We start from the raw sequence: 26,096 nt of genomic DNA on the forward strand, positions 1-26,096 counted from the left end.
ACAGAGAACACAGCCCCGCGCCCCTAAAAAACCATCAAGTGCCCGCTTCTTGCAGAGAAGCGGGCACTTTTTATGCCCTTGACCTGTGCGCCACGTACGCCAGTGTCCCCAGCAGCAGTCTCGCCGCCGGGGGCTTCGTCGCCGAGTCCAGGTCCGGGGGGCGTAGCCAGGTCACCGGGCCCAGGCCTCCCCTGTCCGACGGTGGGGCCGTGATGTACGCGCCCTTGCCCAGGCCCCTCAGGTCCAGCGCCGTCGGGTCGTCCCAGCCCATGCGGTACAGGAGGTCGGGGAGCGAGGCCGCCGCGCCCGGGGCCACGAAGAAGTGGGCGCGGCCGTCCGGGGTAGCCGTCACCGGGCCCAGGGGCAGGCCCATGCGCTCCAGGCGGCTCAGCGCTCTGCGGCCCGCCGCCTCCGCCACCTCGATCACGTCGAACGTGTGGCCCACCGGCAGCATCACCGTCGCGTCGGGGACGTCGGACCACACCGTCGTGGCCTCGTCGAGGGTGGCGCCCGCCGGGAGGTGGGGGGCGAAGTCGAGGGGGTGGGCGCCGGGGGTGCGGCAGGGGTGGCCGCAGGAGCACGCGCCGGAGACCGTGTGCGCGCCGGGGACGACGTCCCAGCCCCACAGGCCCGTTAACTCGGCGATGGCCGTGCACTCGGGGGAGCGACCGCGTCTGCGCGCGCCGGAACGGATCTCGCGAATGCCGCCGATCGTGAAGCCCATGCCCCCTCCAACGGGTCCGACGCGCCGGTGGTCACGCAAAGGGCGGGTGGCGTGACTCTCCGTACTCAGGATCTCCGGAATGCCCTCGGACCGGGGCGGCGCACTGAAGCGCGGGGGTGGTGAATTCACCCGTGCGCGCCCCCGAGTGCACCTTTCCGTTCGCTCGGGCCGTCCCGTGTCAAGTCAATCGCGCGTGTGCCACTCTGAGTTCATCCGAAGGGGTGGCGAATGGTGGCGATTCCCGGAACGCCATGGCCGGACGGGTGATCGTAGGATTACTTTGAGTGTGCGGGGCCTGGGGGTACACGCACCGGTGGGTATGCCGGAGGCAAGTCGTCCTTCCGTTCGAAGGGTGACAAACGCCGGACGGCAGGGCTATTTACCGGCATTCTGATAGGGCTTGGCGCAGTCGGACCACGCGGTCCGCACTGCAAGTGGTCTCAGGGATGGGGGCGTTCCAGTGAGCGGCAACGAAAGCGGCGGGGCGAGTACGGACAAGCGTCCGAACGAACTGCTCTCCTCCTGGTTCGTCCGCAGCGGCTGGTCCAAGGGCGAACTCGCCCGGCAGGTCAACCGCCGCGCCCGCCAGCTGGGCGCGGGCCACATCTCCACCGACACCTCGCGCGTACGCCGCTGGCTGGACGGCGAGAACCCCCGCGAACCCATCCCGCGCATCCTCTCCGAGCTGTTCTCCGAGCGGTTCGGCTGCGTCGTCTCCGTCGAGGACCTCGGCCTGCGCGCCGCCCGCCAGTCCCCGTCCACCAGCGGCGTCGACCTCCCCTGGACCGGCCCCCAGACGATCTCCCTGCTCAGCGAGTTCTCCCGCAGCGACCTGATGCTGGCCCGCCGCGGCTTCCTCGGCACCTCCCTCGCCCTGTCCGCCGGCCCCACCCTCATCGAACCCATGCAGCGCTGGCTGGTCCCCTCCCCGCCGAGCGCCCCCCGCAACTCCGGCCCCCTCCCCACCAGCCGCGCCCGCGGACGCCTCTCCAGGCCCGAGCTGGAGCTGCTGGAGGCGACCACCACGATGTTCCGCAAGTGGGACGCCCAGTGCGGAGGCGGACTGCGCCGCAAAGCCGTCGTGGGACAGCTCCACGAGGTGACCGACCTCCTCCAGGAACCCCACCCCGAGGACACCGCCAGACGCCTCTTCAAGGTCGCCGCCGAACTCGCCGAACTCGCCGGCTGGATGTCGTACGACGTAGGGCTCCAGCCCACCGCGCAGAAGTACTTCGTCCTCGCCCTGCACGCCGCGAAGGAAGCCGGGGACCGCCCCCTCGGCTCGTACGTCCTGTCCAACATGAGCCGCCAGATGATCCACCTCGGACGGCCCGAGGACGCGCTCGAACTGATCCACCTCGCGCAGTACGGCAGCCGCGACTGCGCGAGCCCGCGCACCCAGTCGATGCTGTATGCGATGGAGGCCCGCGCCTACGCCAACATGGGCCAGCCGGGCCGCTGCAAACGAGCCGTGCGGATGGCCGAGGACACCTTCGCCGACGCCGCCGAATGGGACGAGCCCGACCCCGACTGGATCGGCTTCTTCACCGAGGCCGAGCTGTACGGCGAGAACAGCCACTCCTACCGCGACCTCGCCTACGTGGCCGGCCGCAGCCCGACGTACGCCTCCCTCGCCGAACCCCTGATGCTGCGCGCCGTCGACCTCTTCGCGAAGGAATCCGACGAATACCAGCGCTCCTACGCCCTCAACCTGATCGGCGTCGCCACCGTCCATCTCCTCAAGCGGGAGCCCGAACAGAGCGCGAAATACGCCACCGAAGCCATGGCCGCCGCCAAGCGGGTCCGTTCCGAACGCGTCAACACTCGTATCCGAAAGACCGTCGACAACGCCGCCCGCGAATTCGGCGACCTCACCGACGTCGTCGACCTCACCGACCGCCTCGCCGCCGAACTCCCCGAGACCGCCGAAGCGGTCTGATCCCACGAACCCCGGCCGCGGCCGGCCCTCCCGAACTGCCCGACTCGGCTCCCCCATGCCAGGTCATTTCGGAAGGCCGACCGCGGCCGGCCCGTGTCCGGAAGAGGAAGGTTGCGCCACGATAACGATCCCCGGGGCGAACATCAGGCAATTCACCGACGCGTAACACAGGCGACCCCTTCGTCACCGCCGCGAAACAGCGAGGGGCCCGGGCCGAAACCGCGCTGCGCCAGTCTCAAGGCCCATAACCGGCCCGCCCCCACTCCGCAGCCGAGGCTTCGCCCGCACGGGGCCGTACGACGACGAGGAGACGCCGATGGCTCCAGCCATCACGCTCGCCGCAGACAAACTGTCTGCCGCCAACACAGGCTTCATGCTCATCTGTTCAGCGCTCGTGCTGATCATGACTCCCGGCCTGGCCTTCTTCTACGGCGGCATGGTCCGCGTCAAGAGCACGCTGAACATGCTGATGATGAGCTTCATCAGCATGGGGATCGTCACCATCCTGTGGGTGCTCTACGGCTTCTCCATGGCGTTCGGCACGGACCACGGCTCCCTCATCGGCTGGGAGTCCGACTTCGTCGGCTGGTCCGGCATCGACAAGATGGACATCTGGTCCGGCTACACCATCCCGGTGTTCGTCTTCGCCGTCTTCCAGATGATGTTCGCGATCATCACCCCCGCGCTGATAAGCGGCGCCGTCGCCGACCGCGTCAAGTTCTCCGCCTGGGCGCTCTTCGTCGCCCTGTGGGCCACGGTCGTCTACTTCCCCGTCGCGCACTGGGTGTGGGGCACCGGCGGCTGGGCCTTCGAACTCGGCGTCATCGACTTCGCCGGCGGTACGGCCGTCCACATCAACGCGGGCGCCGCGGCCCTCGGCGTGATCCTCGTCATCGGCAAGCGCGTCGGCTTCAAGAAAGACCCGATGCGCCCCCACAGCCTCCCCCTCGTGATGCTGGGCGCGGGCCTCCTGTGGTTCGGCTGGTTCGGCTTCAACGCCGGTTCCTGGCTCGGCAACGACGACGGCGTCGGCGCGCTCATGTTCGTCAACACCCAGATCGCCACCGCCGCCGCCATGCTCGGCTGGCTCGCCTACGAGAAGATCCGCCACGGCGCCTTCACCACCCTCGGCGCGGCCTCCGGCGCGGTCGCGGGCCTCGTCGCCATCACGCCCTCCGGCGGCGCGATCACCCCGATCGGCGCGATCGCCATCGGCGTCATCACCGGCGTCGTCTGCGCCATGGCCGTCGGCCTCAAGTACAAGTTCGGCTACGACGACTCCCTCGACGTCGTCGGCGTCCACATGGTCGGCGGTATCCTCGGCTCGCTGCTCATCGGCTTCTTCGCCAGCGGCAAGGGCCAGTCCGACGTCAAGGGCCTCTTCTACGGCGGCGGCCTCGACCAGTTCTGGAAGCAGTGCGCGGGCGTGTTCGCCGTCCTCGCCTACTCCCTCATCGCCTCCGCGGTCCTCGCCTTCCTCATCGACAAGACCCTCGGCATGCGCGTCGACGAGGACGAGGAGATCTCCGGCGTCGACCAGGCCGAACACGCCGAGACCGCCTACGACTTCAGCGGCGCCGGCGGCGGCATCGTCAAGTCGTCCGCCGTACCCGCCGGAGCCGGGGCCGAGTCCAAGAAGGTGGACGCATGAAGCTCATCACCGCCGTCGTCAAGCCCCACCGGCTCGACGAGATCAAGGAAGCCCTCCAGGCCTTCGGCGTCCACGGACTGACGGTCACCGAGGCGAGCGGCTACGGTCGACAGCGGGGACACACCGAGGTCTACCGCGGTGCCGAGTACACCGTCGACCTCGTCCCCAAGATCCGCATCGAAGTGCTGGCCGAGGACGACGACGCCGAACAGGTCATCGACGTCATCGTCAAGGCCGCCCGCACCGGCAAGATCGGTGACGGCAAGGTCTGGTCCCTCCCGGTCGACACGGCCGTCAGGGTCCGCACCGGCGAGCGCGGCCCGGACGCGCTCTGACCGAAGAACAGAACAGGAGTCGCTGGGTGACGAGCACGGACGAGCGAAGCGAAGCAGAGGACTCGGGACCCAGCGGCTACGCGGCGGCCCGGCTGCACCTCCTCACCGAGGGAGGTACGGCCGGGCCGCCGCGCCGTACGGCCCTGTCCGAACTGACGGACGACTGGCTGGCCGGCCTCTTCACCTCGGCCACCGGCGACCTGAGAGGCATCTCCCTCGTCGCCGTCGGCGGCTACGGACGCGGCGAACTCTCCCCCCGCAGCGACCTCGACCTCCTCCTCCTGCACGACGGCAGCGACACCAAGGCCGTCGCCACCGTCGCCGACCGCCTCTGGTACCCCGTCTGGGACCTCGGCCTCGACCTCGACCACTCCGTCCGCACCCCAGCCGAGGCCCGCAAGACCGCCGCCGAGGACCTCAAGGTCCAGCTCGGCCTCCTCGACGCCCGCCACCTCGCGGGCGACCTCGGCCTCACCTCCGGACTGCGCACGGCGATCCTCGCCGACTGGCGCAACCAGGCCCCCAAACGCCTCCCCGAACTCCGCGAACTGTGCGCCGAACGCGCCGACCGGCAGGGCGAGTTGCAGTACCTCCTCGAACCCGACCTCAAAGAAGCCCGCGGCGGCCTGCGCGACGCCACCGCACTGCGCGCCGTCGCCGCGTCCTGGCTCGCCGACGCACCCCGCGAAGGACTCGACGACGCCCGCAGACGACTCCTCGACGTCCGCGACGCCCTCCACCTGACGACCGGCCGCGCCACCGACCGCCTCGCCCTCCAGGAACAGGACCAGGTCGCCGCCGAACTGGGACTCCTCGACGCCGACACCCTGCTGCGGCAGGTCTACGAATCCGCGCGGATCATCTCCTACGCCAGCGACGTCACCTGGCGCGAAGTCGGCCGCGTCCTGCGCTCCCGCGCGGTACGGCCCCGGCTGCGCGCCATGCTCGGCGGCGGCAAACAGGTCGTCGAACGCTCCCCCCTCGCGGAAGGAGTCGTCGAGCAGGACGGCGAAGTCGTCCTCGCCCGCGCCGCCCGCCCCGAACGCGACCCCGTCCTGCCACTGCGCGCCGCCGCAGCCGCCGCCCAGGCCGGACTCCCGCTCTCCCTGCACGCCGTACGACGCCTCGCCGCGACCGTACGGCCCCTGCCGACACCCTGGCCCGCCGAGGCCCGCGAACAACTCGTCACCCTGCTCGGCTCCGGACAGCCCACCATCGACGTATGGGAAGCACTGGAGGCCGAAGGGCTGATCACCCGCCTGCTCCCCGACTGGGAACGCGTCCGGTGCCGGCCGCAGCGCAACGCCGTACACATCTGGACCGTCGACCGGCACCTCATCGAAACGGCCGTCCGCGCCTCCGAGTTCACCCGCCGGGTGAGCCGGCCCGACCTGCTGCTCGTGGCCGCGCTGTTCCACGACATCGGGAAGGGATGGCCCGGCGACCACTCCGTGTCCGGCGAGATCATCGTCAAGGACGTCGCCGCGCGGATCGGGTACGACCGGACGGACGTCGCGGTGCTGGCAGCGCTGGTACGGCACCACCTGCTGCTCGTCGACACGGCGACCCGGCGTGACCTCGACGACCCCGCGACGGTCCGCTCCGTCGCGGAGGCGGTCGGCACGCAGAGCACGCTGGAGCTGCTGCACGCCCTGACCGAGGCCGACGCGCTGGCCACCGGGCCGGCCGCCTGGTCCTCCTGGCGGGGGTCGCTGGTCGCGGACCTCGTGAAACGGGTCGGCGCGGTGCTGGCGGGCGAGGAGCCGTCCGCGCCGTCCGCCTCCGCCCCCACCGCCGAACAGGAACGCCTCTCCATCGAGGCGCACCGCACCGGGGGGCCCGTGCTGGCGCTGCGCGCACAGACCCACGAGGAGGAGATGGACCCCGGTGAGCCACTGGGCGTCGAGCTGCTCATCGCGGTGCCGGACCAGCCGGGGGTACTGCCCGCGGTGGCGGGCGTCCTCGCCATGCACCGGCTGACGGTCCGCACGGCGGAGCTGCGGGAACTGGAACTCCCCGACGGGGTCGACCAGGGGTCCGTACTGCTCCTGGACTGGCGGGTGGCTGCGGAGTACGGCTCCCTGCCGCAGGCTGCACGCCTTCGCGCGGACCTGGTGCGCGCGCTGGACGGCTCCCTGGACATCGCCGGACGCCTCGCGGAACGGGACGCGGCCTACCCCCGCCGCCGGGGCTCGGTGGCTCCGCCGCCCCGGGTGACCGTCGCCTCGGCGGCCTCCCGGCACGCGACGGTGATCGAGGTGCGGGCTCAGGACGCGCCTGGACTGCTGTTCCGGATCGGGGCGGCGCTGGAGGACGCCGGGGTACGGGTACGGAGCATGCACGTCAGCACGCTGGGGGCCAACGCGGTGGACGCGTTCTACGTGACGTCGGCTTCGGGGGCGCCGCTGCCGGGGGACGAGGCGGGGGCGGTGGCTCGGAAGCTGGAGGAGATGCTTCGGGCGTGAACTGGGGTCCCCGCCTGTCGAATGCGATGGGCGGGGACGATTTGCTCGCCTGGCCGGATACCCTGGAAGACGCTCACCCTGCTCCCGACTCCGAGGACCGACGCCGCCGTGTTCGATACTCTCTCCGACCGCTTGCAAGCCACTTTCAAGACCCTCCGGGGTAAGGGTCGGCTCAGCGAAGCGGACATCGACGCCACGGCCCGTGAGATCCGGATCGCGCTCCTCGAAGCGGACGTCGCTCTGCCGGTCGTCCGTTCGTTCATCAAGAACGTCAAGGAGCGTTCCCTCGGGGCCGAGGTCTCCAAGGCGCTCAATCCCGGCCAGCAGGTCCTCAAGATCGTTAACGACGAACTCGTCACGATCTTGGGCGGCGAGACCCGCCGCCTCCGCTTCGCCAAGACCGCTCCCACCGTCATCATGCTCGCCGGCCTCCAGGGCGCCGGTAAGACCACCCTCGCCGGCAAGCTCGGCAAGTGGCTGAAGGACCAGGGGCACTCGCCCCTCCTCGTCGCCTGCGACCTCCAGCGCCCCAACGCCGTCAACCAGCTCAGCGTTGTCGCCGAGCGCGCCGGTGTCGCGGTGTACGCCCCCCAGCCGGGCAACGGCGTCGGTGACCCCGTGGCGGTCGCCAAGGACTCCATCGAGTTCGCGAAGTCGAAGGTCCACGACATCGTGATCGTGGACACCGCCGGTCGGCTGGGTATCGACGCGGAGCTGATGCAGCAGGCCGCGGACATTCGGGACGCGGTCCAGCCCGATGAGATCCTTTTCGTCGTCGACGCCATGATCGGCCAGGACGCCGTCAACACGGCGGAGTCCTTCCGCGACGGCGTCGGCTTCGACGGTGTCGTGCTGTCCAAGCTCGACGGCGACGCCCGAGGCGGGGCCGCGCTGTCGATCCGGCAGATCACCGGCAAGCCGATCATGTTCGCGTCGAACGGCGAGAAGCTGGAGGACTTCGACGCGTTCCACCCGGACCGGATGGCCTCCCGCATCCTCGACATGGGTGACCTGCTCACCCTGATCGAGCAGGCGGAGAAGACGTTCAGTCAGGAAGAGGCCCAGAAGATGGCCTCGAAGCTGGCGTCGAAGAAGGGCCAGGACTTCACCCTGGACGACTTCCTGTCCCAGATGGAGCAGGTCAGGAAGATGGGGTCGATCTCGAAGCTGCTCGGCATGCTCCCCGGCATGGGCCAGATCAAGGACCAGATCAACAACCTGGACGAGCGGGACGTCGACCGCACCGCCGCGATCATCAAGTCGATGACCCCGGCGGAGCGCACGGACCCGACGATCATCAACGGCTCGCGCCGGGCGCGTATCGCGAAGGGTTCCGGCGTCGAGGTCAGCGCGGTGAAGGGCCTGGTGGAGCGGTTCTTCGAGGCGCGGAAGATGATGTCGAGGATGGCGCAGGGCGGCGGGATGCCCGGCATGCCCGGTATCCCGGGGATGGGCGGCGGCCCCGGCCGTGCGAAGAAGCAGCCGAAGCAGGCGAAGGGCAAGCAGCGCTCCGGCAACCCGATGAAGCGCAAGCAGCAGGAGCTGGAGGAGGCGCAGCGCCGGGAGGCGGCGGCGCAGGGGAACGCGTTCGGGGTGCCGCCGCAGGGCGCGCAGGACTTCGAGCTGCCGGACGAGTTCAAGAAGTTCATGGGCTGATATGCCCGTGCTGTAAAAGTCTTGTGTGGCATAAAGGGCACCCCTCTTCGGAAGGGTGCCCTTCATGTGCTCCCTGCCGGAGGCTGTCGTACCGTCCGGGTATGACGAACCCTGCCCCGCCGCGCAAGTCGCCGGACCAGCCCTGGCGTACCGAGGGGACCCCCGAGGAGCCGCCGAAGCCGCCGGGCGGGCGGCGGCTGCGGGGCGGCTGGTGGCGGCTGATCTTCACGGCGCTGGTCGTGTACCTGCTGGCGAACATCGTCCTGTCGTACTTCGGCGACGAGAACGAGCCGACGATCTCGTACACGGAGTTCAGCAAGCAGGTCGACGCGGGCAACGTCAGCAAGATCTACGCCAAGGGCGACGCGATCCAGGGTCAGCTCAAGAAGGAGCGGAAGAACCCGGACGGCGGCGAGGAGTACACGAAGTTCAACACCGAGCGTCCGACCTTCGCGGACGACAAGCTGTGGGAGGGGCTGGCGAAGAACAACGTCACCGTGACCGCGGAGCCGGTCGTCCAGCACCGCAGTTTCCTGGTGAACCTGCTGATCTCGCTGGCGCCGATGCTGCTCCTGGTGGTGCTGTGGATCTTCATCGCGCGCCGGATGAGTGCGGGGATGGGCGGCGCGGGCGGCATGCTGGGCCGCAGGTCGGCGCCGAAGCCGGTGGAGCTGGAGGCGGGCGAGAAGCGGACGACGTTCGAGGACGTCGCCGGGATCGACGAGGTCGAGGGTGAGCTGAACGACGTCGTCGACTTCCTGAAGAACCCGGACGCGTACCGGAAGATGGGCGCGAAGATGCCGCGCGGTGTGCTGCTCGCGGGCCCGCCCGGCACGGGCAAGACGCTGCTGGCGCGTGCGGTGGCCGGGGAGGCGGGGGTGCCGTTCTTCTCGGCGTCCGCGTCGGAGTTCATCGAGATGATCGTCGGCGTCGGGGCGTCCCGGGTGCGCGAGCTGTTCGCGGAGGCGCGGAAGGTGGCGCCGTCGATCATCTTCATCGACGAGATCGACACGATCGGCCGCGCGCGGGGCGGCGGTTCGGGCATGGGCGGTCATGACGAGCGTGAGCAGACGCTGAACCAGATCCTCACGGAGATGGACGGCTTCTCGGGTTCGGAGGGCGTGATCGTCATCGCGGCCACGAACCGTGCGGACGTCCTGGACCCGGCGCTGACGCGTCCGGGGCGCTTCGACCGGGTCGTCCAGGTCTCCCCGCCGGACCGGGGTGGCCGCAAGGCGATCCTGGAGATCCACACCCGTCAGATCCCGCTGGCCCCGGACGTGGACCTCGCGCAGGTCGCCCGTACGACCCCGGGGATGACCGGCGCGGAACTCGCCAACCTCGCGAACGAGGCGGCTCTCCTGGCCGTGAAACGCAAGCAGGACCAGGTGACCCGGACCGACCTCTCGGAGGCCCTGGAGAAGGTCCAGCTGGGCGCGGAACGGCCGCTGGTGATGCCGGAGGAGGAGCGTCGGCGTACGGCGTACCACGAGGGCGGTCACGCTCTCCTGGGCATGCTCCAGCCGGGCGCCGACCCCGTCCGCAAGATCACCATCGTCCCGCGCGGGCGCGCGCTGGGTGTCACGCTGTCCACGCCGGACGCCGACAAGTACGCGTACACCGAGGAATACCTCCGGGGCCGGATCATCGGCGCGCTCGGCGGGATGGCGGCCGAGCAGGTCGTGTACGGGGTGATCACGACCGGCGCGGAGAGCGATCTTGAGCAGGTCACCAACATCGCGCGCGGGATGGTCGCCCGCTGGGGCATGAGCGAGCGCGTCGGCCGCCTCTCGGCTCTCCCGAACGACGCCCAGTCCGCGTACGGTCTGGCCGCCGCGCCCCAGACCCTCGACGTCATCGACGGCGAGATGCGGCGCATCGTCGACGAGTGCTACGACGAGGCGTGCCGCAAGCTGGTCGAGCACCGGGGCCGGCTCGACGCGCTGGCCGAGGCGTTGCTGGAGAGCGAGACGCTGGAGGAGGCGGACGCGTACCGGGTCGCGGGGATCACGCGGTTGATGAAGGACGCCGATTAGGGCACGCGGGCGATCAGGTACCGGAACACGTTCGGCATCCAGACCGTGCCGCCCGGCTGTACGTACGGGTGCAGCGCTTCCCGGATCTCCTTGTCCACCTGGTCCTGGCCGCTCGCCTCGACGGCGGCGTCGAACAGCCCCGTCGACAGCAGCCCCCGTACGGCGCTGTCGGCATCGGCGTATCCGAAGGGGCACGCGACCCGTCCGGAGCCGTCGGGTTTGAGGCCCGCCCGGTGGGCGATCTCCTCCAGGTCGTCGCGGTGGGCGGGGCGCCAGCCGCCGTTCAGGGGGTCGGCGAGGCGCAGGACGGCCGAGGTGGCGCAGCGCTCGGGCGGCCCCCACCCGGCGAGGACGACGGGCGCGCCGCGTTCGGCGAGGCGGACGGCGTCGGTGTCGAGGAGTGCGGTGCCGTCGAAGGCGGTGATCAGGGTGTACGGCTCGCGGGCCGGGGGCAGCGCGCTGCCGAGGTAGGTGTTCCCGCGCGCGCGGGGTGACCAGTGGTCCGGCGTGAGGCGCTCGCGCGCGAGGGCGAGGCGCTGGGGTGAGCGGGGTTCGATCCCGCTGACGGCGGCTCCTCGGGAGCTGGCCATCAGGAGGGCCAGCCCCGATCCGCAGGAGAGGCCGAGGAGCCGGGTGCCGGGGCCGACGTCGAGGTGGTCGTACGCGGCCTCGTAGAGCGGGACGAGCATCCGCTCCTGGATCTCGGACCAGTCACGCGCGCGGGCCCCCGGTTCCGGCGGCGGGGCGGTGCCCGCGTGGGAGGGGGTCCGGCGCACGAGCGTAGATGTCATCGAAAAGCGCCCCAATCCGCCGAGAGTTCTCGAAGTGTGTCGCCGTGTCGATCCGCGTGGCCCCCGTGCAGTGCTGCGGCACTTTCCCCGCAGTTGCCAGGTAACTCCCGTACGGAGGTGCCGTCCAGGGGTCGAAGGGCCCGGTTTACGGGGCTGTCGGCGCGCGGGAAAAGAATTCACGTCCCGGCAACGTGGGCCCGTAGCATCGCGCCATGGCGAAAGCACCCGTTCTCACGGCGCGGGCCACCGACTTCCCGCGCTGGTACCAGGATCTGATCACCAAGGCCGAGCTGGCCGACAACGGCCCGGTGCGCGGCACCATGGTGATCCGACCGTACGGGTACGGGCTGTGGGAGCGGACGCAGGCGGAGCTGGACGCCCGCATCAAGGCGGTCGGCGCGGAGAACGCGTACTTCCCGCTGCTGATCCCCGAGTCGTACCTCACCCGCGAGGCCGACCATGTCGAGGGGTTCGCCCCGGAGCTGGCGGTCGTCACGCACGGCGGCGGCAAGGAGCTGGAGGAGCCGGCGGTCGTCCGCCCGACGTCCGAGACGATCGTCAACGAGTACTTCTCGAAGTGGGTCCAGAGCTACCGGGACCTGCCGCTGTTGATCAACCAGTGGGCGAACGTGGTCCGTTGGGAGCTGCGGCCCCGGCTCTTCCTGCGGACGACGGAGTTCCTGTGGCAGGAGGGCCACACGGCGCACGCGACGTACGAGGAGGCGCGGGACTTCGCGGCGCGCATCCAGCGGGAGGTGTACGGCGACTTCCTGGAGAACGTCCTCGCGATCGACTTCGTGTCGGGCCGCAAGACGCCGAGGGAGCGTTTCGCGGGGGCGATCAACACGCTCACGCTGGAGAGCATGATGGGCGACGGCAAGGCCCTCCAGATGGTCACCAGCCATGAGTTGGGCCAGAACTTCGCGAGGGCCTTCGACACGCGCTACCTGTCCAGGGAGGGCGTCCAGGAGCACGTCTGGCAGACGTCCTGGGGCTCGACGACCCGCCTGCTCGGCGCGCTGGTGATGACGCACGGCGACGACGACGGTCTGCGCGTCCCGCCCCGGCTCGCGCACGTCCAGGTGGTCGTGGTGGCCGTGAAGGACGACGAGGCGGTTCTGGCCAAGGTCCGCGAGGTCGCCGAGCGGCTGCGCGCGGCGGGCCTGCGTGTGCGCGTGGACGACCGGACCGACACCCCCTTCGGGCGCCGCGCGGTCGACTGGGAGCTGAAGGGCGTCCCCGCGCGTGTGGAGGTCGGCCCGCGTGACCTGGCGAACGGCACCGCGACCCTCGTGCGGCGCATCCCCGGCACCAAGGAGCCGGTCGCGCTCGACGGCCTCGCCGCGCTGTTGCCCGGGTACCTGGAGGACGACCAGGCGCTCCTGCTCCGCCAGTCCCGTGCGCACCGCGAGTCCCGTACGGCGGACTGCGCGAGCGTGGAGGAGGCGATCGAGGCGGCGAGTGCGGGGAGTTGGGCTCGCGTGCCGTGGTCGGTGCTCGGCGAGGAAGGTGAAGTCAGGCTGGGGGAACGGGGGTTGACCGTGCGGTGTCTGCTCGCTCAGGACGGGTCGGTGCCGAGTGACGGGGACGCACCCGGTAACGTCGCCGTCGTCGCGCGCGCGTACTGAGGGCGGTGCCCCCGGGGGCGTGAGGGCGGCCGAAAGGTCTCTTGCGCCCCGGGGGATCGCAGCTCCCCCGGCGCGTGGAGACGGCGTACGCGCCGGTGCGTATCTGTGACTACGCACCACCTTGCGGTGAGCTGCGAGGCTTCTCCGCAGATCAGCGCACCCGCCCTCGTCTTTGCGCATCAGTGCCAACTGACGGGTACGTGCAAATTATTTGGGATGGCCCGGAATAGGAACACAGCGGCACTCCCGCTCGTTGTCATTACGTGAGCACGACACAGACACCACCTGTTCTCGCCGCAGAGTTGGCAGAGGCGTGGGCCGATATCCAGCGGTACCACCCCGAACTGCCCGACCTTGCCGCGCCAGAGTCCCTGATCGGGGAGTCGTCGTCCGCGTGCGGTCACGAACTCTCCTTCGAGCGACTGCTTCACGAGGCAGTCCATGGCATCGCCGCCGCGCGCGGCGTGCGTGACACGTCCCGCGCGGGGCGGTACCACAACCGCAGATTCCTCGCGATCGCCGAGGAGCTGGGCCTCGACCATCCCGAGGAGCCGCATCCCAGCAGCGGGTTCTCGCTGGTGACGCTCAGCCCCGAGGCGAAGCGGCGCTACCGGCCCACCATCGAGCGCCTCCAGCGGGCGCTCAAGGCCCACACGGCGGCGACGACCGCGGAGACGACGCGCGCGTTCCGCGGTCCCGCCGCCCGGCACGGTTCCTCCGGGGGCGGTGTGCGGGTCAAGGCCGTGTGCGACTGCGGGCGCAACGTCCGGGTCGTCCCGTCGGTCCTCGCGCAGGCGCCGATCGTCTGCGGGGGGTGCGGGAAGCCGTTCCGCATCCCTGAGATCTCCGAGATCGTCGGGGCGGCGTAGCGGCCAGCGTATGCACCGGCATCTCGTGGCTGCCGGTTCGGCCGTAGTGATGCCATGCGCACCCTGTGCGCATGGCATCCACCCGCGACGGAAGCTCCCCCCACCCTGTGGCACAATGGCTAGCTGTACTCGACAGTCGCACAGGACCCCTCTCTCCTCCGGCTGACGCGTCCATCGGGCCCTCGGGTACCGCAACCCCACGCGGCTCGCTCGTCGTGCCCAACCACGTCAAAATCAGGAGAGTCCACTTCCGTGGCAGTCAAGATCAAGCTGAAGCGTCTGGGCAAGATCCGTTCGCCTCACTACCGCATCGTCGTCGCCGACTCCCGCACCCGCCGTGACGGCCGTGCGATCGAGGAGATCGGCAAGTACCACCCGACCTACCACCCGTCGGTCATCGAGGTGGACGCGGAACGTGCCGCGTACTGGCTGGGTGTCGGCGCGCAGCCGACCGAGCCCGTCCTCGCGATCCTGAAGAAGACCGGCGACTGGCAGAAGTTCAAGGGCGAGCCCGCCCCGGCTCCGCTGCTCGTCGCCGAGCCGAAGAAGGCGCGTCCCACGTTCGAGGCCCTGGGCGGCGACGACGAGGGCAAGGGTGAGGCGATCACCCAGAAGAAGAAGGCCGAGAAGAAGGACGAGGCTGCCGCCGAGTCCGAGTCGGCCGAGGCCTGAGCAGCATGCTCGAAGAGGCGCTTGAGCACCTCGTGAAGGGCATCGTCGACAACCCCGACGACGTGCAGGTCGCCTCGCGCAACCTGCGCCGCGGGCGCGTGCTGGAGGTCCGGGTCCACCCCGACGACCTCGGCAAGGTGATCGGCCGCAACGGCCGCACCGCGCGCGCTCTGCGGACCGTCGTGGGCGCCATCGGCGGTCGTGGAGTCCGGGTCGACCTCGTCGACGTGGACCACGTGCGCTGACTTACCGCACGCAACACCGGCTCGGGCCGGGGAGGGCCTTTTCGGGGCCCTCCCCGGCCCGCAGTCGTATCGGCCCGTCCACGGGCCCGTCGTATCGGCCCGTCCACGGGCCCGTCGTATCGGCCCGTCCACGGGCCCGTCGTATCGGTCAGTTCCGACAGGAGATCAAGCAAGTGCAGCTGGTAGTCGCTCGCGTCGGCCGTGCCCACGGCATCAAGGGCGAGGTCACCGTGGAGGTCCGCACCGACGAGCCGGAGCTGAGGCTCGCTCCCGGCGCCGTCCTGGCCACCGACCCGGCCGCCACCGGACCCCTGACCATCGCCACCGGCCGCGTCCACAGCGGCCGGCTCCTCCTGCGCTTCGAGGGCGTCGCCGACCGCACCGCCGCCGAGGCCCTGCGCAACACCCTCCTGATCGCCGACGTCGACCCGGAGGAGCTGCCCGAGGAGGAGGACGAGTACTACGACCACCAGCTCATGGACCTGGACGTCGTGACCGTCGACGGCACCGAGGTCGGCCGCATCACCGAGATCTCCCACCTGCCCTCCCAGGACCTCTTCATCGTCGAGCGCCCCGACGGCAGCGAGGTGATGATCCCGTTCGTCTCCGAGATCGTCACGGAGATCGACCTGGAGGAACAGCGCGCGGTCATCGACCCGCCGCCGGGCCTGATCGACGACCAGGCGGAGATCGTGTCGTCCCGGGACGAGGCGTAAATGCGGCTCGACGTCGTCACGATCTTCCCCGAGTACCTCGACCCCCTGAACGTCTCCCTCGTCGGCAAGGCCCGCGCGCGCGGACAGCTCGACGTCCGCGTCCACCACCTCCGCGACTGGACCCACGACCGCCACAACACGGTCGACGACACCCCCTACGGCGGCGGCCCCGGCATGGTCATGAAGACCGAGCCCTGGGGCGACGCCCTGGACGAGATCCTCGCCGACGGGTACGACACCGGCGCCCGCGCACCCGCGCTGATCGTCCCCACCCCCAGCGGACGCCCCTTCACGCAGGAACTCGCCGTCGAACTCTCCGAGCGGCCCTGGCTGGTGTTCACCCCGGCCCGGTACGAGGGCATCGACCGCCGGGTCATCGACGAGTACGCGACCCGGATGCCGGTGTACGAGGTGTCCATCGGCGACTACGTCCTCGCCGGCGGCGAGGCGGCCGTCCTCGTCATCACCGAAGCCGTGGCCCGGCTGCTCCCCGGCGTGCTCGGGAACGCCGAGTCGCACCGGGACGACTCCTTCGCGCCCGGCGCGATGGCGAACCTCCTCGAAGGGCCCGTCTACACCAAGCCGCCCGCCTGGCGCGGCCGGGAGATCCCCGAGACGCTGCTCAGCGGCCACCACGGGAAGATCGCCCGCTGGCGGCGCGACGAGGCGCTCACGCGGACCACTGCCAACCGGCCCGACCTGATCGAGCGGGCCGACCCCGAGGGCTTCGACAAGAAGGACCGGGAGATGCTCTCGATCCTGGGCTGGGCGCCCGACCCGGCGGGTGCGCCGTACGGCCGATTTTGGCGTCGTGCGGTTGACGTGGAAGAATAGGCCGCTGCTGCCTCGCCGTCCGGCGTTCGCCCCTGCCACAGGGGGACACGACGTCCGCTCCGACGGGAACGGCAGACCTCTTCAGAACTTCTAGTTTCCGCCTATGACCTGTGGCATGGGTGAAGAAAGCAGACAACATGTCCCACCTGCTCGACACCGTCGACTCCGCGTCGCTGCGCAGCGACGTCCCGGCCTTCCGCCCGGGTGACACCGTGAACGTCCACGTCCGCGTCATCGAGGGCAACCGCTCCCGTGTGCAGCAGTTCAAGGGTGTCGTCATCCGCCGCCAGGGCGCCGGTGTCCGCGAGACCTTCACGGTCCGCAAGGTCTCCTTCTCCGTCGGCGTCGAGCGCACCTTCCCGGTGCACACCCCGATCGTCGAGAAGATCGAGCTGGTCACCCGCGGTGACGTGCGTCGCGCGAAGCTGTACTACCTGCGCGAGCTCCGCGGCAAGGCCGCGAAGATCAAGGAGAAGCGCGACAACTGAGGTGTTCACAGCGGGGCCGGATAACATCTGGCCCCGATGGACACCGAAGTACGATCAACCGAACGCGACCGCTCACCAGGTCCCGCCGATCAGGCGGACGACCCGGAGGGCCGGTCGCGTTTCGCATGGCTGCCGGGCGGCCGGATCAGCCTCTCCCTCCTCCTCTGCCTGGTCTTCTCCCTCCTCCTCAACGCGTTCGTGGCCAAGCCCTTCCAGATCCCCAGCGGATCCATGGAGAACGGATTGAGGATCGGGGACCGGGTTCTCGTAAATAGGTTGGCGTACCGTTTCGGTGCCGAGCCGCGTCGCGGCGACGTCATCGTGTTCGACGGCACCGGGTACTTCGGGAACTCCGACTACGTCAAGCGCGTAGTGGGGGTAGGCGGTGACCGTGTGGTCTGCTGCGACAAGGAGGGGAGGATCCAGGTGAACGGCCGGTCCGTCGACGAGTCGGCGTTCCTCTTCCCGGGCGACAGCGCGTCCTCGGTGCCTTTCGTCGTGGTCGTGCCCCAGGGCACGCTCTTCGTCCTCGGTGACCACCGCAGCCGCTCCAGCGACTCACGCGACCACCTCGGCTCGCCGGGCGGCGGCATGATCCCCGTCGGCGCCGTCGTCGGGCGCGCCCAGTACGTCGTCTGGCCCTGGAGCCGGATCGGGCGGGTGCGGGGCGAGGAGGGCGCCTACGCGCGCGTGCCGGAGGGTGCGCATGGGTAACCGCGGCAGACCGCGCGGGGTGCCGGAGAGCGCGGCCGAGGAACTCCTGCCCACCGGGTCGCGGCGCACGTCCGCTGCGACGTCCGGCGGGGGCGGGCGGTCCCGCGCGGAGCGGCGCAAGCTCCAGCGCAAGGTCAAGCGCAAGCGGCGGCGCTCGGCGATGCGGGAGATACCGCTGCTGGTCGGGGTCGCCGTCCTGATCGCGCTGGTGCTGAAGACGTTCCTGGTGCAGGCGTTCGTCATCCCGTCCGGGTCCATGGAGCAGACCATCCAGATCGGGGACCGGGTCCTCGTGGACAAGTTCACGCCCTGGTTCGGATCGAAGCCCGAGCGCGGGGACGTCGTCGTCTTCAAGGACCCCGGCGGATGGCTCGCGGACGAGCAGTCGGCGGCCAAGAAGAGCGACCCGATCGTCGTCAAGCAGTTCAAGGAGGCGCTGACCTTCATCGGGCTGCTGCCGTCCGACAACGAGAAGGATCTGATCAAGCGGGTCGTCGGGGTCGGCGGCGACGTCGTCAAGTGCTGCGACGCGAACGGGAAGGTCACTGTCAACGGCACGCCTCTCGAAGAGGTGTCGTACCTGTATCCGGGGAACGAGCCCTCCCAGACCCCCTTCGAGGTCACCGTCCCCCAGGGGCGGCTGTGGGTGATGGGGGACCACCGCGCGAACTCCGCGGACTCCCGCTCGCACCAGAACACGTCGTACGGCGGGACGGTCGCCGAGGACGAGGTCGTCGGCCGGGCCATGGTCATCGCCTGGCCGGTCGGTCACTGGACGAGCTTCAAGGATCCGCAAACCTTTGCTTCTGTGGCGAAGTCCGCGTCACAGAAGTCCGCCGCCTCCTCGCCGTCGCATAGGGTTGCCCAGGACGATCCGAACGGAACCGTCCGACTCCCGAGCCCTGCGGAACTCCCGCTCGTTATGGGAGTGGTGGGCCTGCGCCGTAGGTGGGGCAGGCAGCGGCACAGAGTGAGGAGCAGGCGTGGGGGATGTGGCGGTTGGCGCACGGTCCGGACAGGACGGCGAGGATCACCGCGGACGTTCCGTGGAAGACGCCGTCCCGGGGACGGACGACGCCGTGACCTCCGGGAGTGAGCCGGTGGCGGACGGCCCCGGAGACGGGCAGCCACCCGAGGACACGGGCGCGTCCGGGGACGGTTCGGCGCCCAGGGCGAAGAAGCCGCGCTCCTTCTGGAAAGAGCTGCCGATCCTCATCGGGATCGCGCTCGTCCTCGCGCTGCTGATCAAGACGTTCCTGGTGCAGGCGTTCTCGATCCCCTCAGACTCGATGCAGAACACCCTCCAGCAGGGTGACCGGGTGCTCGTCGACAAGCTCACGCCGTGGTTCGGGTCCGAGCCCGAGCGCGGTGAGGTCGTCGTCTTCCACGACCCGGCCAACTGGCTCGCCGGCGAGCCGACCGCCGACCCGAACGCGATCCAGACGTTCCTGAGCTGGATCGGCCTCATGCCGTCCGCGCAGGAGAAGGACCTGATCAAGCGGGTCGTCGGGGTCGGCGGCGACACGATCCAGTGCAAGGGGACCGGGCCGCTCAAGGTCAACGGCAAGGCGCTCAACGAGCCGTACGTGTACCCCGGGAACACGCCCTGCTCCATGGACGACCAGGGCGGGCAGTTCACCGTCAAGGTGCCCAAGGGCATGATCTGGGTCATGGGCGACCACCGGCAGAACTCCCGGGACTCCCGCTACAACCAGTCCGACAAGAACCACGGGATGGTTCCGGTCGACGAGGTCGTGGGGCGCGCGATCGTCAAGGCGTGGCCCATCAACCGCTGGGGCACGCTGCCGGTTCCCGACACGTTCGACCAGTCCGGGCTGAACAACCAGTCGTCGGCCGCGCTGAGCGTGGCTCCGCAGGGGGTCGCGCTGGTGGGGATGGTGCCGGTGGTGCTGTGGCGGCGGCGGAAGTACGCGGGGGCTGCCGCGGAACGGGGCTGAGGCTTCTTCCGGGCTTTTCCGGGGCCCGTCGGGACGCACTGGGTGCGTTCTGGCGGGCCCTGTGGCGTGAAGGGGGCGTTGTTCTGCGGGGGAGCCTTTTCCCGAGGTTGTGCGGTTGGCCTCGGGGAAGGGCTGACCTTGTTCGGTACCGCCCGGTAGGGTGCCGCGTCATGGGTGGTGAGAGTGTGACGCGTACGGCTCCGCGCGGCGGGCAGGGTGGCGGGCAGGCTTCTTCGGCGGGGGTTCCTGCGGGCGGGCGGCTCGGGAACAGGCTGTCCGGGGTGGCGGTCGCCCTCGGGATCGTCATGTTCCTGGGAGGGTTCGCCTGGGCGGCCCTCGTCTACCGGCCGTACACCGTGCCGACGAACTCCATGTCGCCCACGATCCAGGCCGGTGACCGGGTGCTCGCCGAGCAGATCGGCGGGGACGAGGTGCGGCGGGGCGACGTCGTCGTCTTCAACGACAAGGCGTGGGTCGAGAACGCGGCCGTCGTCAAGCGGGTCGTCGCGGTCGGCGGGGACACGGTCGCCTGCTGCACCGACGGGAAGCTGACGGTCAACGGCAAGAAGATCACCGAGCCGTATCTGGCCGACGGGGTCGCGGAGGTCACCGGGTTCCCGACGATCACCGTCCCGGAGGGGCGGCTGTTCCTCCTCGGCGACGAGCGGCAGGGGTCGCTGGACTCGACCGCGCACCTCACGGATGCGGCGCAGGGGACGGTGGCTCGCAGCGCCGTGAAGGCGCGGGTGGATGCCGTGGTGTGGCCGATGAACGGGATGCTGAAGAAACCGGCCGGGTTCGAGGTGCTGGGGGCGTTGTCCCAGCCGGGGCCGGTTCGGACGATCGTCGGGCTGATCGTCGTGGGCGGGGTGCTGGTGCTGGGCGGGGGTGCGTACGGGCCTGTCGCGGGGTTCGTCGGACGGCTGCGGCGGCGGGGGGCGGCTCGGGCGGCGGCCGGTGCGGTTTGAGGGGGCTGGGGTGGGTGGGGTGGGTGGGGTGGCCGACGGGGTGTCCGGCAGGGCCGAGGGGGCTGGCGGGGTGGCCGGTGCGGCCGAGGGTGCCGGTGGGGTGGCCGGTGCGGCCGAGGCCCTTGCCTTGGCTTCGGGGTCGCTGCGGAAAGTCGCTCGCGTTGTGCTGCTCGACCCCGAGGACCGGGTTCTGCTCCTGCACGGGCACGAGCCCGACGATCCCGGGAACGACTGGTGGTTCACGCCCGGCGGGGGTGTCGAGGACGGGGAGACGCGGGAGGACGCCGCACTGCGCGAACTCGTCGAGGAGACCGGGATCAGGGACGTACGGCTCGGGCCCGTACTGTGGCGGCGCGTGTGCTCGTTCCCCTTCGCGGGGCGGCGGTGGGACCAGGACGAGTGGTACTACCTCGCGCGTACGACGACGACCGTGACCCGCCCCACGGCCCTCACCGAGCTGGAGCGGCGCAGCGTCGCCGGTGCGCGGTGGTGGACCTGTCGGGAACTGGGCCGGTCGCATGAGACGGTGTATCCGACCAGACTTGCCGAGCTGCTGCGCCGGCTGCTCGACGAAGGGCCGCCGCCCAGGCCCGTGACCCTTGACACGGAAATCGTCTAGGGGCGCGCGGGACTGGCGCACAATGGTGGGACCGCACGGCTGAAGGGGAACATGCCATGAGCGCCGAGGACCTCGAAAAGTACGAGACCGAGATGGAGCTGAAGCTCTATCGGGAGTACCGCGATGTCGTCGGGTTGTTCAAGTATGTGATCGAGACGGAGCGGCGGTTCTATCTCACCAACGACTACGAGATGCAGGTGCACTCGGTCCAGGGTGAGGTGTTCTTCGAGGTGTCCATGGCGGACGCCTGGGTGTGGGACATGTACCGGCCGGCCCGGTTCGTGAAGCAGGTCCGGGTGCTGACGTTCAAGGACGTGAACATCGAGGAGCTGAACAAGAGCGATCTGGAGTTGCCGGGGAACTGAGTGCGTCACCTGTACGGGTGACGGGGTTTTCCACAGGTCCCGGTCTGTCCACCAAGATCCTTCTGGGTTCGCCGGGTGCGTGATCGTCGGTGCCGGAGGTGGTGCCGACATGAACACGGATCTGGCACGCAAGGCAATCGGGGAGTACGGCGAGGAGCTGGCCGCGCGGCGGCTGGCCGACGCCGGGATGACGGTCCTGGAGCGCAACTGGCGCTCCGGCCGGGCCGGTGAGATCGACATCGTGGCGCGGGACGGGGACGTCCTGGTCGTCTGCGAGGTGAAGACACGGCGGGACGGGCCCTTCCAGCACCCCCTCGCCGGTGTCACACCCCGGAAGGCGGACCGTCTGCGCGGCCTCGCCGAACACTGGCTCCACACGCACGGCGGCGCCCCGCCCGGGGGCGTCCGCATCGACGTCGTCGCCGTGCTCCTGCCCCGACGCGGGGCCGCCGTCGTCGAGCACGTGCGGGGGGTGGCCTGAGATGGGGTTCGCACGCACGTGTTCCGTGGCCCTGGTGGGGGTCGAGGGGGTCGTCGTCGAGGTCCAGGCGGACCTGGAGCCGGGGGTGGCGGCGTTCACGCTGGTGGGGCTGCCGGACAAGAGCCTGACGGAGAGCCGGGACCGGGTACGGGCGGCGGTCGTCAACTCGGGTGACGAGTGGCCGCAGAAGAAGCTCACGGTCGGGCTCAGCCCGGCGTCGGTGCCCAAGGCGGGCTCCGGCTTCGACCTCGCCGTCGCCTGCGCGGTGCTCGGCGCGGCGGAGCGGATCGACCCGAGGGTGCTGGCCGACATCGTGATGATCGGCGAGTTGGGGCTGGACGGACGGGTGCGTCCCGTGCGGGGCGTCCTGCCCGCCGTGCTGGCCGCCGCCGAGGCGGGGTACCAGCAGGTCGTCGTCCCGGAGTGCGCGGCGGCGGAGGCGTCGCTGGTCCCCGGGGTGTCCGTGCTCGGGGTGCGCAGCCTGCGGCAGCTCGTCGCCATCCTCGCGGACGAGCCGGTGCCCGAGGAGGCGCCGGACGAGGCGGGGCGGCCCGATCCGCTGCTGGCGGGCCTGCGGGTGCCCGGGACGGGCGCGGCCACCGGCATGCACAGCATGGGCGCGGCCCAGTACGACCAGGGACACGACCTCGCCGACGTCGTGGGCCAGCGCTCGGCCCGTACGGCGGTGGAGGTCTCGGCGGCCGGTGGCCACCACCTGTTCCTGGAGGGGCCGCCAGGTGCCGGCAAGACCATGCTGGCGGAGCGGCTGCCGGCCGTACTGCCCCCGCTCGGGCGGGAGGATTCCCTGGAGGTCACGGCCGTCCACTCGGTGGCCGGTCTGCTGCCGCCGGGCAAGCCGCTTGTCGACGTGGCCCCGTACTGCGCCCCGCACCATTCGGCCACGATGCAGGCGCTCGTCGGAGGCGGCCCCGGCATCGCCCGGCCCGGTGCGGTGTCCCTGGCTCATCGCGGGGTGCTCTTTCTCGACGAGGCCCCGGAGTTCAACAGCACCGCGCTCGACGCCCTCCGCCAGCCCCTGGAGGCGGGGCATGTGGTGATCGCCCGCAGTGCGGGCGTGGTGCGGTTCCCGGCGCGCTTCCTCATGGTGCTGGCGGCGAACCCGTGCCCCTGCGGGAGGTTCTCGCAGCGGGACACGCTGTGCGAGTGCCCGCCCTCCGTGATCCGCCGCTACCAGGCCCGGCTCTCCGGGCCGCTCCTCGACCGGGTCGACCTGAGGGTCGAGGTGGACCCCGTCAGCCGCGCCGAACTGGCGCACCGGGGACCCGGCGGGGAGTCCACAGCGACGGTCGCCGCCCGGGTGAGGGCCGCCCGGGAACGCGCGGCGGCCCGGCTGGTCGGCACGCCCTGGCGGACCAACAGCGAGGTCCCCGGCCGGGAGCTGCGCAGCCGCTGGCACGCGGTGCCCGGAGCGATGGATGAGGCCGAGCGGGGCCTCGAACGCGGTGTGCTCACCGCCCGGGGTGTCGACCGCGTCCTGCGGGTCGCCTGGACGGTCGCCGACCTCGTCGGCCACGACCGCCCCGACGCGACCGATGTCGCCCTGGCGCTGCAACTGCGGACCGGGGTGCCACGCGGGGTGCCGATGGCGATCGGCGCGCTGATCTGAACCAGGCGGTCGGGCCGTGCACCGGCATCCGGTGCGCGGCCCCTCCCGGAAGGAGCTGTGGGTGGACGAGGAAGAGCGGGTGGCGCGGGTGTTTCTCGGGCGGGTGGTCGAGCCTGGGGACGAGGTCGGGGGGCGGTGGGTTCGGGGAGTGGGGGCTGTGGAGGCGGCTCGGTGGGTTCGGTGGGGTGGGGGTGTGCCGGAGGGGGTCGGTGAGCGGCGGTGGAGTGGGATGCGGGGGCGGGCCCTGGAGGCTGACGGGGAGCGGGATCTTGAGGTGGCTCGGGGGAAGGGGGCCCGGTTCGTCTGCCCGGGGGAGGGGGAATGGCCGTCCACGCTCGATGAGTTGGGGGATGCGCGGCCGTTGGGGCTGTGGGTGCGGGGGCGGGCCAGTCTGCGGGTCTGGGCCCTGCGGTCGGTGGCCGTGGTGGGGGCTCGGGCCTGCACGGAGTACGGGGCGCATGTGGGGGCCTCCATGGGGGCGGGTCTGGCCGAGCGGGGGTGGGTTGTTGTTTCCGGGGGCGCCTACGGGATCGACGGGGCCGCGCATCGAGGGGCGCTCGGGGTGGGTGGCGCGACCGTCGCCGTCCTGGCCTGTGGGGTGGATCAGGCATATCCGCGCGGGCATGCGGAGTTGATCGAGCGGATCGCCGAGCAGGGGCTGGTGGTGGGGGAGTTGCCGCCGGGGGCGCATCCGACGCCGAGCCGGTTCGTGCTCAGGAACCGGGTGATCGCCGCGTTGACGCGGGGGACCGTCGTCGTCGAAGCGGCCGTGCGCAGCGGGTCGTTGGTGACCGCTCGGGCCGCGCTGCGGCTGGGGCGGTACACGATGGGGGTGCCGGGGCCGGTGACGAGCGCGCTGTCGGCGGGGGTGCATGAACTGCTGCGCGGCGAGGGGCAGGTGGTGACGGACGCCGCCGATGTCGTGGAGCTGGTGGGGGAGATGGGGGAGCTGGGGCCCGAGCGGAGAGGGCCCGTGCTGCCCCGGGACCTGCTCGGGGCGGCCACCGCACAGGTGTTGGACGCGCTGCCGGGCAACCGGGCCGCCGGTGTCGTGGAGATCGCGCGCGCCGCGTTGACCTCCCGGGACGAGGCGGTCGCCCGGCTGTACGAACTGCGGGCGCTCGGGTATGTCGAACGACACGGCGAGAGCTGGAAGTTGACACGCCAGGCGGTGATGTCCGTTCGGGGCCCTCGGGGCCACCGGTGAGGTTCGCGGTTCGGCCGTCCGAGGGAACGCGTAACCCCTTGGGAATTCCGGCAGTTGACGGACGCGACAGATCACACGAGTACCGGGTGGAGCCCTGGGGGACGGGAGAGTGAACGTATCTGCGCACCGTCCGGGGCCCGTTCTTCGCACACCGCGACACCTTTGTCACGCTACGCTCACGAGGATTCCGGTACAGACCGGCCGTAGGCACTCCTACCCCACGTACTCACGGCAGAACGGCACAAGGCGACGAATGCCCCAGCACACCTCCGGGTCCGACCGGACGGCTGTCCCCCCAGCCGCCCGGGACGGTGGCAGCGTGCGGCCCGCTCCCTCGACGCTCGACGAGCTGTGGCGGTCGTACAAGGAGACGGGGGACGAACGGCTGCGGGAGCAGCTCATCCTGCACTACTCGCCCCTCGTGAAATACGTGGCGGGGCGGGTCAGCGTGGGGCTGCCGCCCAATGTGGAGCAGGCGGACTTCGTGTCGTCCGGGATCTTCGGGCTGATCGACGCGATCGAGAAGTTCGACGTCGACCGGGAGATCAAGTTCGAGACGTACGCGATCACCCGCATCCGGGGGGCGATGATCGACGAACTGCGGGCGCTGGACTGGATTCCGCGGTCGGTGCGGCAGAAGGCGCGGAACGTGGAGCGGGCGTACGCGACGCTGGAGGCGCGGCTGCGGCGGACGCCGAGCGAGCAGGAGGTGGCGGCGGAGCTGGGGATCGCCGTCGAGGATCTGCACGCCGTGTTCAGCCAGCTGTCGCTGGCCAACGTCGTCGCGCTCGACGAACTGCTGCATGTCGGGAGCGAGAGCGGGGACGGGCTCAGCTTCGTGGACACGCTGGAGGATCACGCCGCCGACAATCCCGTCGAGGTCGCCGAGGACCGGGAGTTGCGGAGGTTCCTGGCCCGCGCCATCAACACGCTGCCCGACCGGGAGAAGACCGTCGTGACCCTCTACTACTACGAGGGGCTCACGCTCGCGGAGATCGGGAACGTGCTCGGGGTGACCGAGAGCCGGGTCAGCCAGATCCACACGAAGTCGGTGTTGCAGTTGCGGGCGAAGCTGGCCGGGTTCGGGAGGTGAGACTCCCGTGCGGCG

General features: G+C 70.7%; 25 protein-coding genes. 23 read left to right on the plus strand and 2 right to left on the minus strand.

Features of this window, described 5'->3' with window-relative positions; genetic code table 11:
• Positions 1-70 precede the first annotated feature (70 nt).
• Positions 71-724: a bifunctional DNA primase/polymerase gene (locus tag ACQCO7_RS31010; protein ID WP_464074892.1), complete on the minus strand. Its 654-nt coding sequence runs from the start codon at positions 722-724 to the stop codon at positions 71-73.
• 460 nt (positions 725-1,184) lie between these two features.
• Here ACQCO7_RS31010 and nsdA point away from each other — a divergent pair, with 460 nt between their 5' ends.
• The 6 genes from nsdA to ftsH all read left to right on the plus strand — a co-directional run bounded on the left by nsdA (position 1,185) and on the right by ftsH (position 10,806).
• Positions 1,185-2,663 (plus strand): transcriptional repressor NsdA, encoded by a 1,479-nt coding sequence (gene nsdA / locus ACQCO7_RS31015; protein ID WP_464074893.1) that lies wholly within the window; start codon positions 1,185-1,187, stop codon positions 2,661-2,663.
• Positions 2,664-2,979: 316 nt separating this feature from the next.
• Entirely contained in the window at positions 2,980-4,314 is a 1,335-nt protein-coding gene (locus ACQCO7_RS31020) for an ammonium transporter (protein ID WP_010353861.1), read from the plus strand.
• On the plus strand, positions 4,311-4,649 hold the full coding sequence (locus tag ACQCO7_RS31025) for a P-II family nitrogen regulator (RefSeq protein ID WP_010353860.1): 339 nt from the start codon (positions 4,311-4,313) through the stop codon (positions 4,647-4,649). The genes ACQCO7_RS31020 and ACQCO7_RS31025 overlap by 4 nt, the downstream gene beginning before the upstream one ends.
• Positions 4,650-4,675: 26 nt before the next feature.
• A complete protein-coding gene (locus tag ACQCO7_RS31030) occupies positions 4,676-7,114 on the plus strand; it encodes a [protein-PII] uridylyltransferase (RefSeq protein ID WP_464074894.1) in 2,439 nt (812 codons plus the stop codon).
• Between the two features lie 108 nt (positions 7,115-7,222).
• Positions 7,223-8,770: a signal recognition particle protein gene (ffh, locus tag ACQCO7_RS31035; RefSeq protein ID WP_464074895.1), complete on the plus strand. Its 1,548-nt coding sequence runs from the start codon at positions 7,223-7,225 to the stop codon at positions 8,768-8,770.
• Positions 8,771-8,871: 101 nt separating this feature from the next.
• Positions 8,872-10,806: an ATP-dependent zinc metalloprotease FtsH gene (gene ftsH, locus ACQCO7_RS31040; protein WP_464074896.1), complete on the plus strand. Its 1,935-nt coding sequence runs from the start codon at positions 8,872-8,874 to the stop codon at positions 10,804-10,806.
• On the opposite strand, the gene ACQCO7_RS31045 is transcribed toward ftsH, so the two are convergent.
• The gene (locus ACQCO7_RS31045; protein ID WP_464074897.1) at positions 10,803-11,597 is read right to left on the minus strand and encodes a class I SAM-dependent methyltransferase; all 795 of its coding nucleotides are present in this window, start codon (positions 11,595-11,597) and stop codon (positions 10,803-10,805) included. The two genes, ftsH and ACQCO7_RS31045, sit on opposite strands and share 4 nt — an antisense overlap.
• A 212-nt stretch (positions 11,598-11,809) precedes the next feature.
• Between ACQCO7_RS31045 and proS the strand changes: the two genes are divergently transcribed.
• From proS to whiG, 17 genes are all read left to right on the plus strand, one after another.
• The gene (gene proS / locus ACQCO7_RS31050) at positions 11,810-13,225 is read left to right on the plus strand and encodes a proline--tRNA ligase (RefSeq protein WP_464074898.1); all 1,416 of its coding nucleotides are present in this window, start codon (positions 11,810-11,812) and stop codon (positions 13,223-13,225) included.
• A 263-nt stretch (positions 13,226-13,488) separates the two neighbouring features.
• Positions 13,489-14,094: a hypothetical protein gene (locus tag ACQCO7_RS31055; RefSeq protein WP_464074899.1), complete on the plus strand. Its 606-nt coding sequence runs from the start codon at positions 13,489-13,491 to the stop codon at positions 14,092-14,094.
• Positions 14,095-14,346: 252 nt separating this feature from the next.
• The gene (rpsP, locus tag ACQCO7_RS31060) at positions 14,347-14,766 is read left to right on the plus strand and encodes a 30S ribosomal protein S16 (RefSeq protein WP_464074900.1); all 420 of its coding nucleotides are present in this window, start codon (positions 14,347-14,349) and stop codon (positions 14,764-14,766) included.
• A 5-nt stretch (positions 14,767-14,771) separates the two neighbouring features.
• Entirely contained in the window at positions 14,772-15,011 is a 240-nt protein-coding gene (locus ACQCO7_RS31065) for an RNA-binding protein (RefSeq protein WP_003973401.1), read from the plus strand.
• Between the two features lie 173 nt (positions 15,012-15,184).
• Positions 15,185-15,727 carry a ribosome maturation factor RimM gene (gene rimM / locus ACQCO7_RS31070; RefSeq protein ID WP_464074901.1) on the plus strand — a complete coding sequence of 181 codons (543 nt, stop codon included), beginning with the start codon at positions 15,185-15,187 and terminating at the stop codon, positions 15,725-15,727.
• Positions 15,728-16,561: a tRNA (guanosine(37)-N1)-methyltransferase TrmD gene (gene trmD, locus ACQCO7_RS31075; RefSeq protein ID WP_464074902.1), complete on the plus strand. Its 834-nt coding sequence runs from the start codon at positions 15,728-15,730 to the stop codon at positions 16,559-16,561.
• Between the two features lie 137 nt (positions 16,562-16,698).
• Positions 16,699-17,049, plus strand: a complete 351-nt coding sequence (rplS, locus tag ACQCO7_RS31080; protein WP_010353847.1) for a 50S ribosomal protein L19 — start codon at positions 16,699-16,701, stop codon at positions 17,047-17,049.
• A gap of 36 nt (positions 17,050-17,085) precedes the next feature.
• On the plus strand, positions 17,086-17,763 hold the full coding sequence (lepB, locus tag ACQCO7_RS31085; protein WP_464074903.1) for a signal peptidase I: 678 nt from the start codon (positions 17,086-17,088) through the stop codon (positions 17,761-17,763).
• A complete protein-coding gene (gene lepB / locus ACQCO7_RS31090) occupies positions 17,756-18,859 on the plus strand; it encodes a signal peptidase I (protein ID WP_464074904.1) in 1,104 nt (367 codons plus the stop codon). Before lepB (ACQCO7_RS31085) ends, lepB (ACQCO7_RS31090) begins: the two co-directional genes overlap by 8 nt.
• A complete protein-coding gene (gene lepB, locus ACQCO7_RS31095) occupies positions 18,747-19,721 on the plus strand; it encodes a signal peptidase I (protein WP_464074905.1) in 975 nt (324 codons plus the stop codon). The genes lepB (ACQCO7_RS31090) and lepB (ACQCO7_RS31095) overlap by 113 nt, the downstream gene beginning before the upstream one ends.
• Positions 19,722-19,891: 170 nt before the next feature.
• On the plus strand, positions 19,892-20,689 hold the full coding sequence (gene lepB, locus ACQCO7_RS31100) for a signal peptidase I (protein WP_464074906.1): 798 nt from the start codon (positions 19,892-19,894) through the stop codon (positions 20,687-20,689).
• 100 nt (positions 20,690-20,789) lie between these two features.
• Positions 20,790-21,308: an NUDIX hydrolase gene (locus ACQCO7_RS31105; protein WP_464077325.1), complete on the plus strand. Its 519-nt coding sequence runs from the start codon at positions 20,790-20,792 to the stop codon at positions 21,306-21,308.
• Positions 21,309-21,364: 56 nt separating this feature from the next.
• Positions 21,365-21,673: a DUF2469 domain-containing protein gene (locus ACQCO7_RS31110; RefSeq protein ID WP_010353840.1), complete on the plus strand. Its 309-nt coding sequence runs from the start codon at positions 21,365-21,367 to the stop codon at positions 21,671-21,673.
• A gap of 79 nt (positions 21,674-21,752) precedes the next feature.
• Positions 21,753-22,154, plus strand: coding sequence for a YraN family protein (locus tag ACQCO7_RS31115; RefSeq protein ID WP_464074907.1), 402 nt, complete (start codon positions 21,753-21,755; stop codon positions 22,152-22,154).
• 1 nt (position 22,155) lies between these two features.
• Positions 22,156-23,781 carry a YifB family Mg chelatase-like AAA ATPase gene (locus ACQCO7_RS31120; protein ID WP_464074908.1) on the plus strand — a complete coding sequence of 542 codons (1,626 nt, stop codon included), beginning with the start codon at positions 22,156-22,158 and terminating at the stop codon, positions 23,779-23,781.
• A gap of 61 nt (positions 23,782-23,842) precedes the next feature.
• Complete coding sequence (gene dprA / locus ACQCO7_RS31125) at positions 23,843-24,988, plus strand: DNA-processing protein DprA (protein ID WP_464074909.1); 1,146 nt, start codon at positions 23,843-23,845, stop codon at positions 24,986-24,988.
• 253 nt (positions 24,989-25,241) lie between these two features.
• Positions 25,242-26,081, plus strand: coding sequence for an RNA polymerase sigma factor WhiG (whiG, locus tag ACQCO7_RS31130; RefSeq protein ID WP_409114068.1), 840 nt, complete (start codon positions 25,242-25,244; stop codon positions 26,079-26,081).
• The last annotated feature ends 15 nt before the right edge of the window (positions 26,082-26,096 follow it).

The organism is Streptomyces saintjeani (assembly GCF_055409605.1).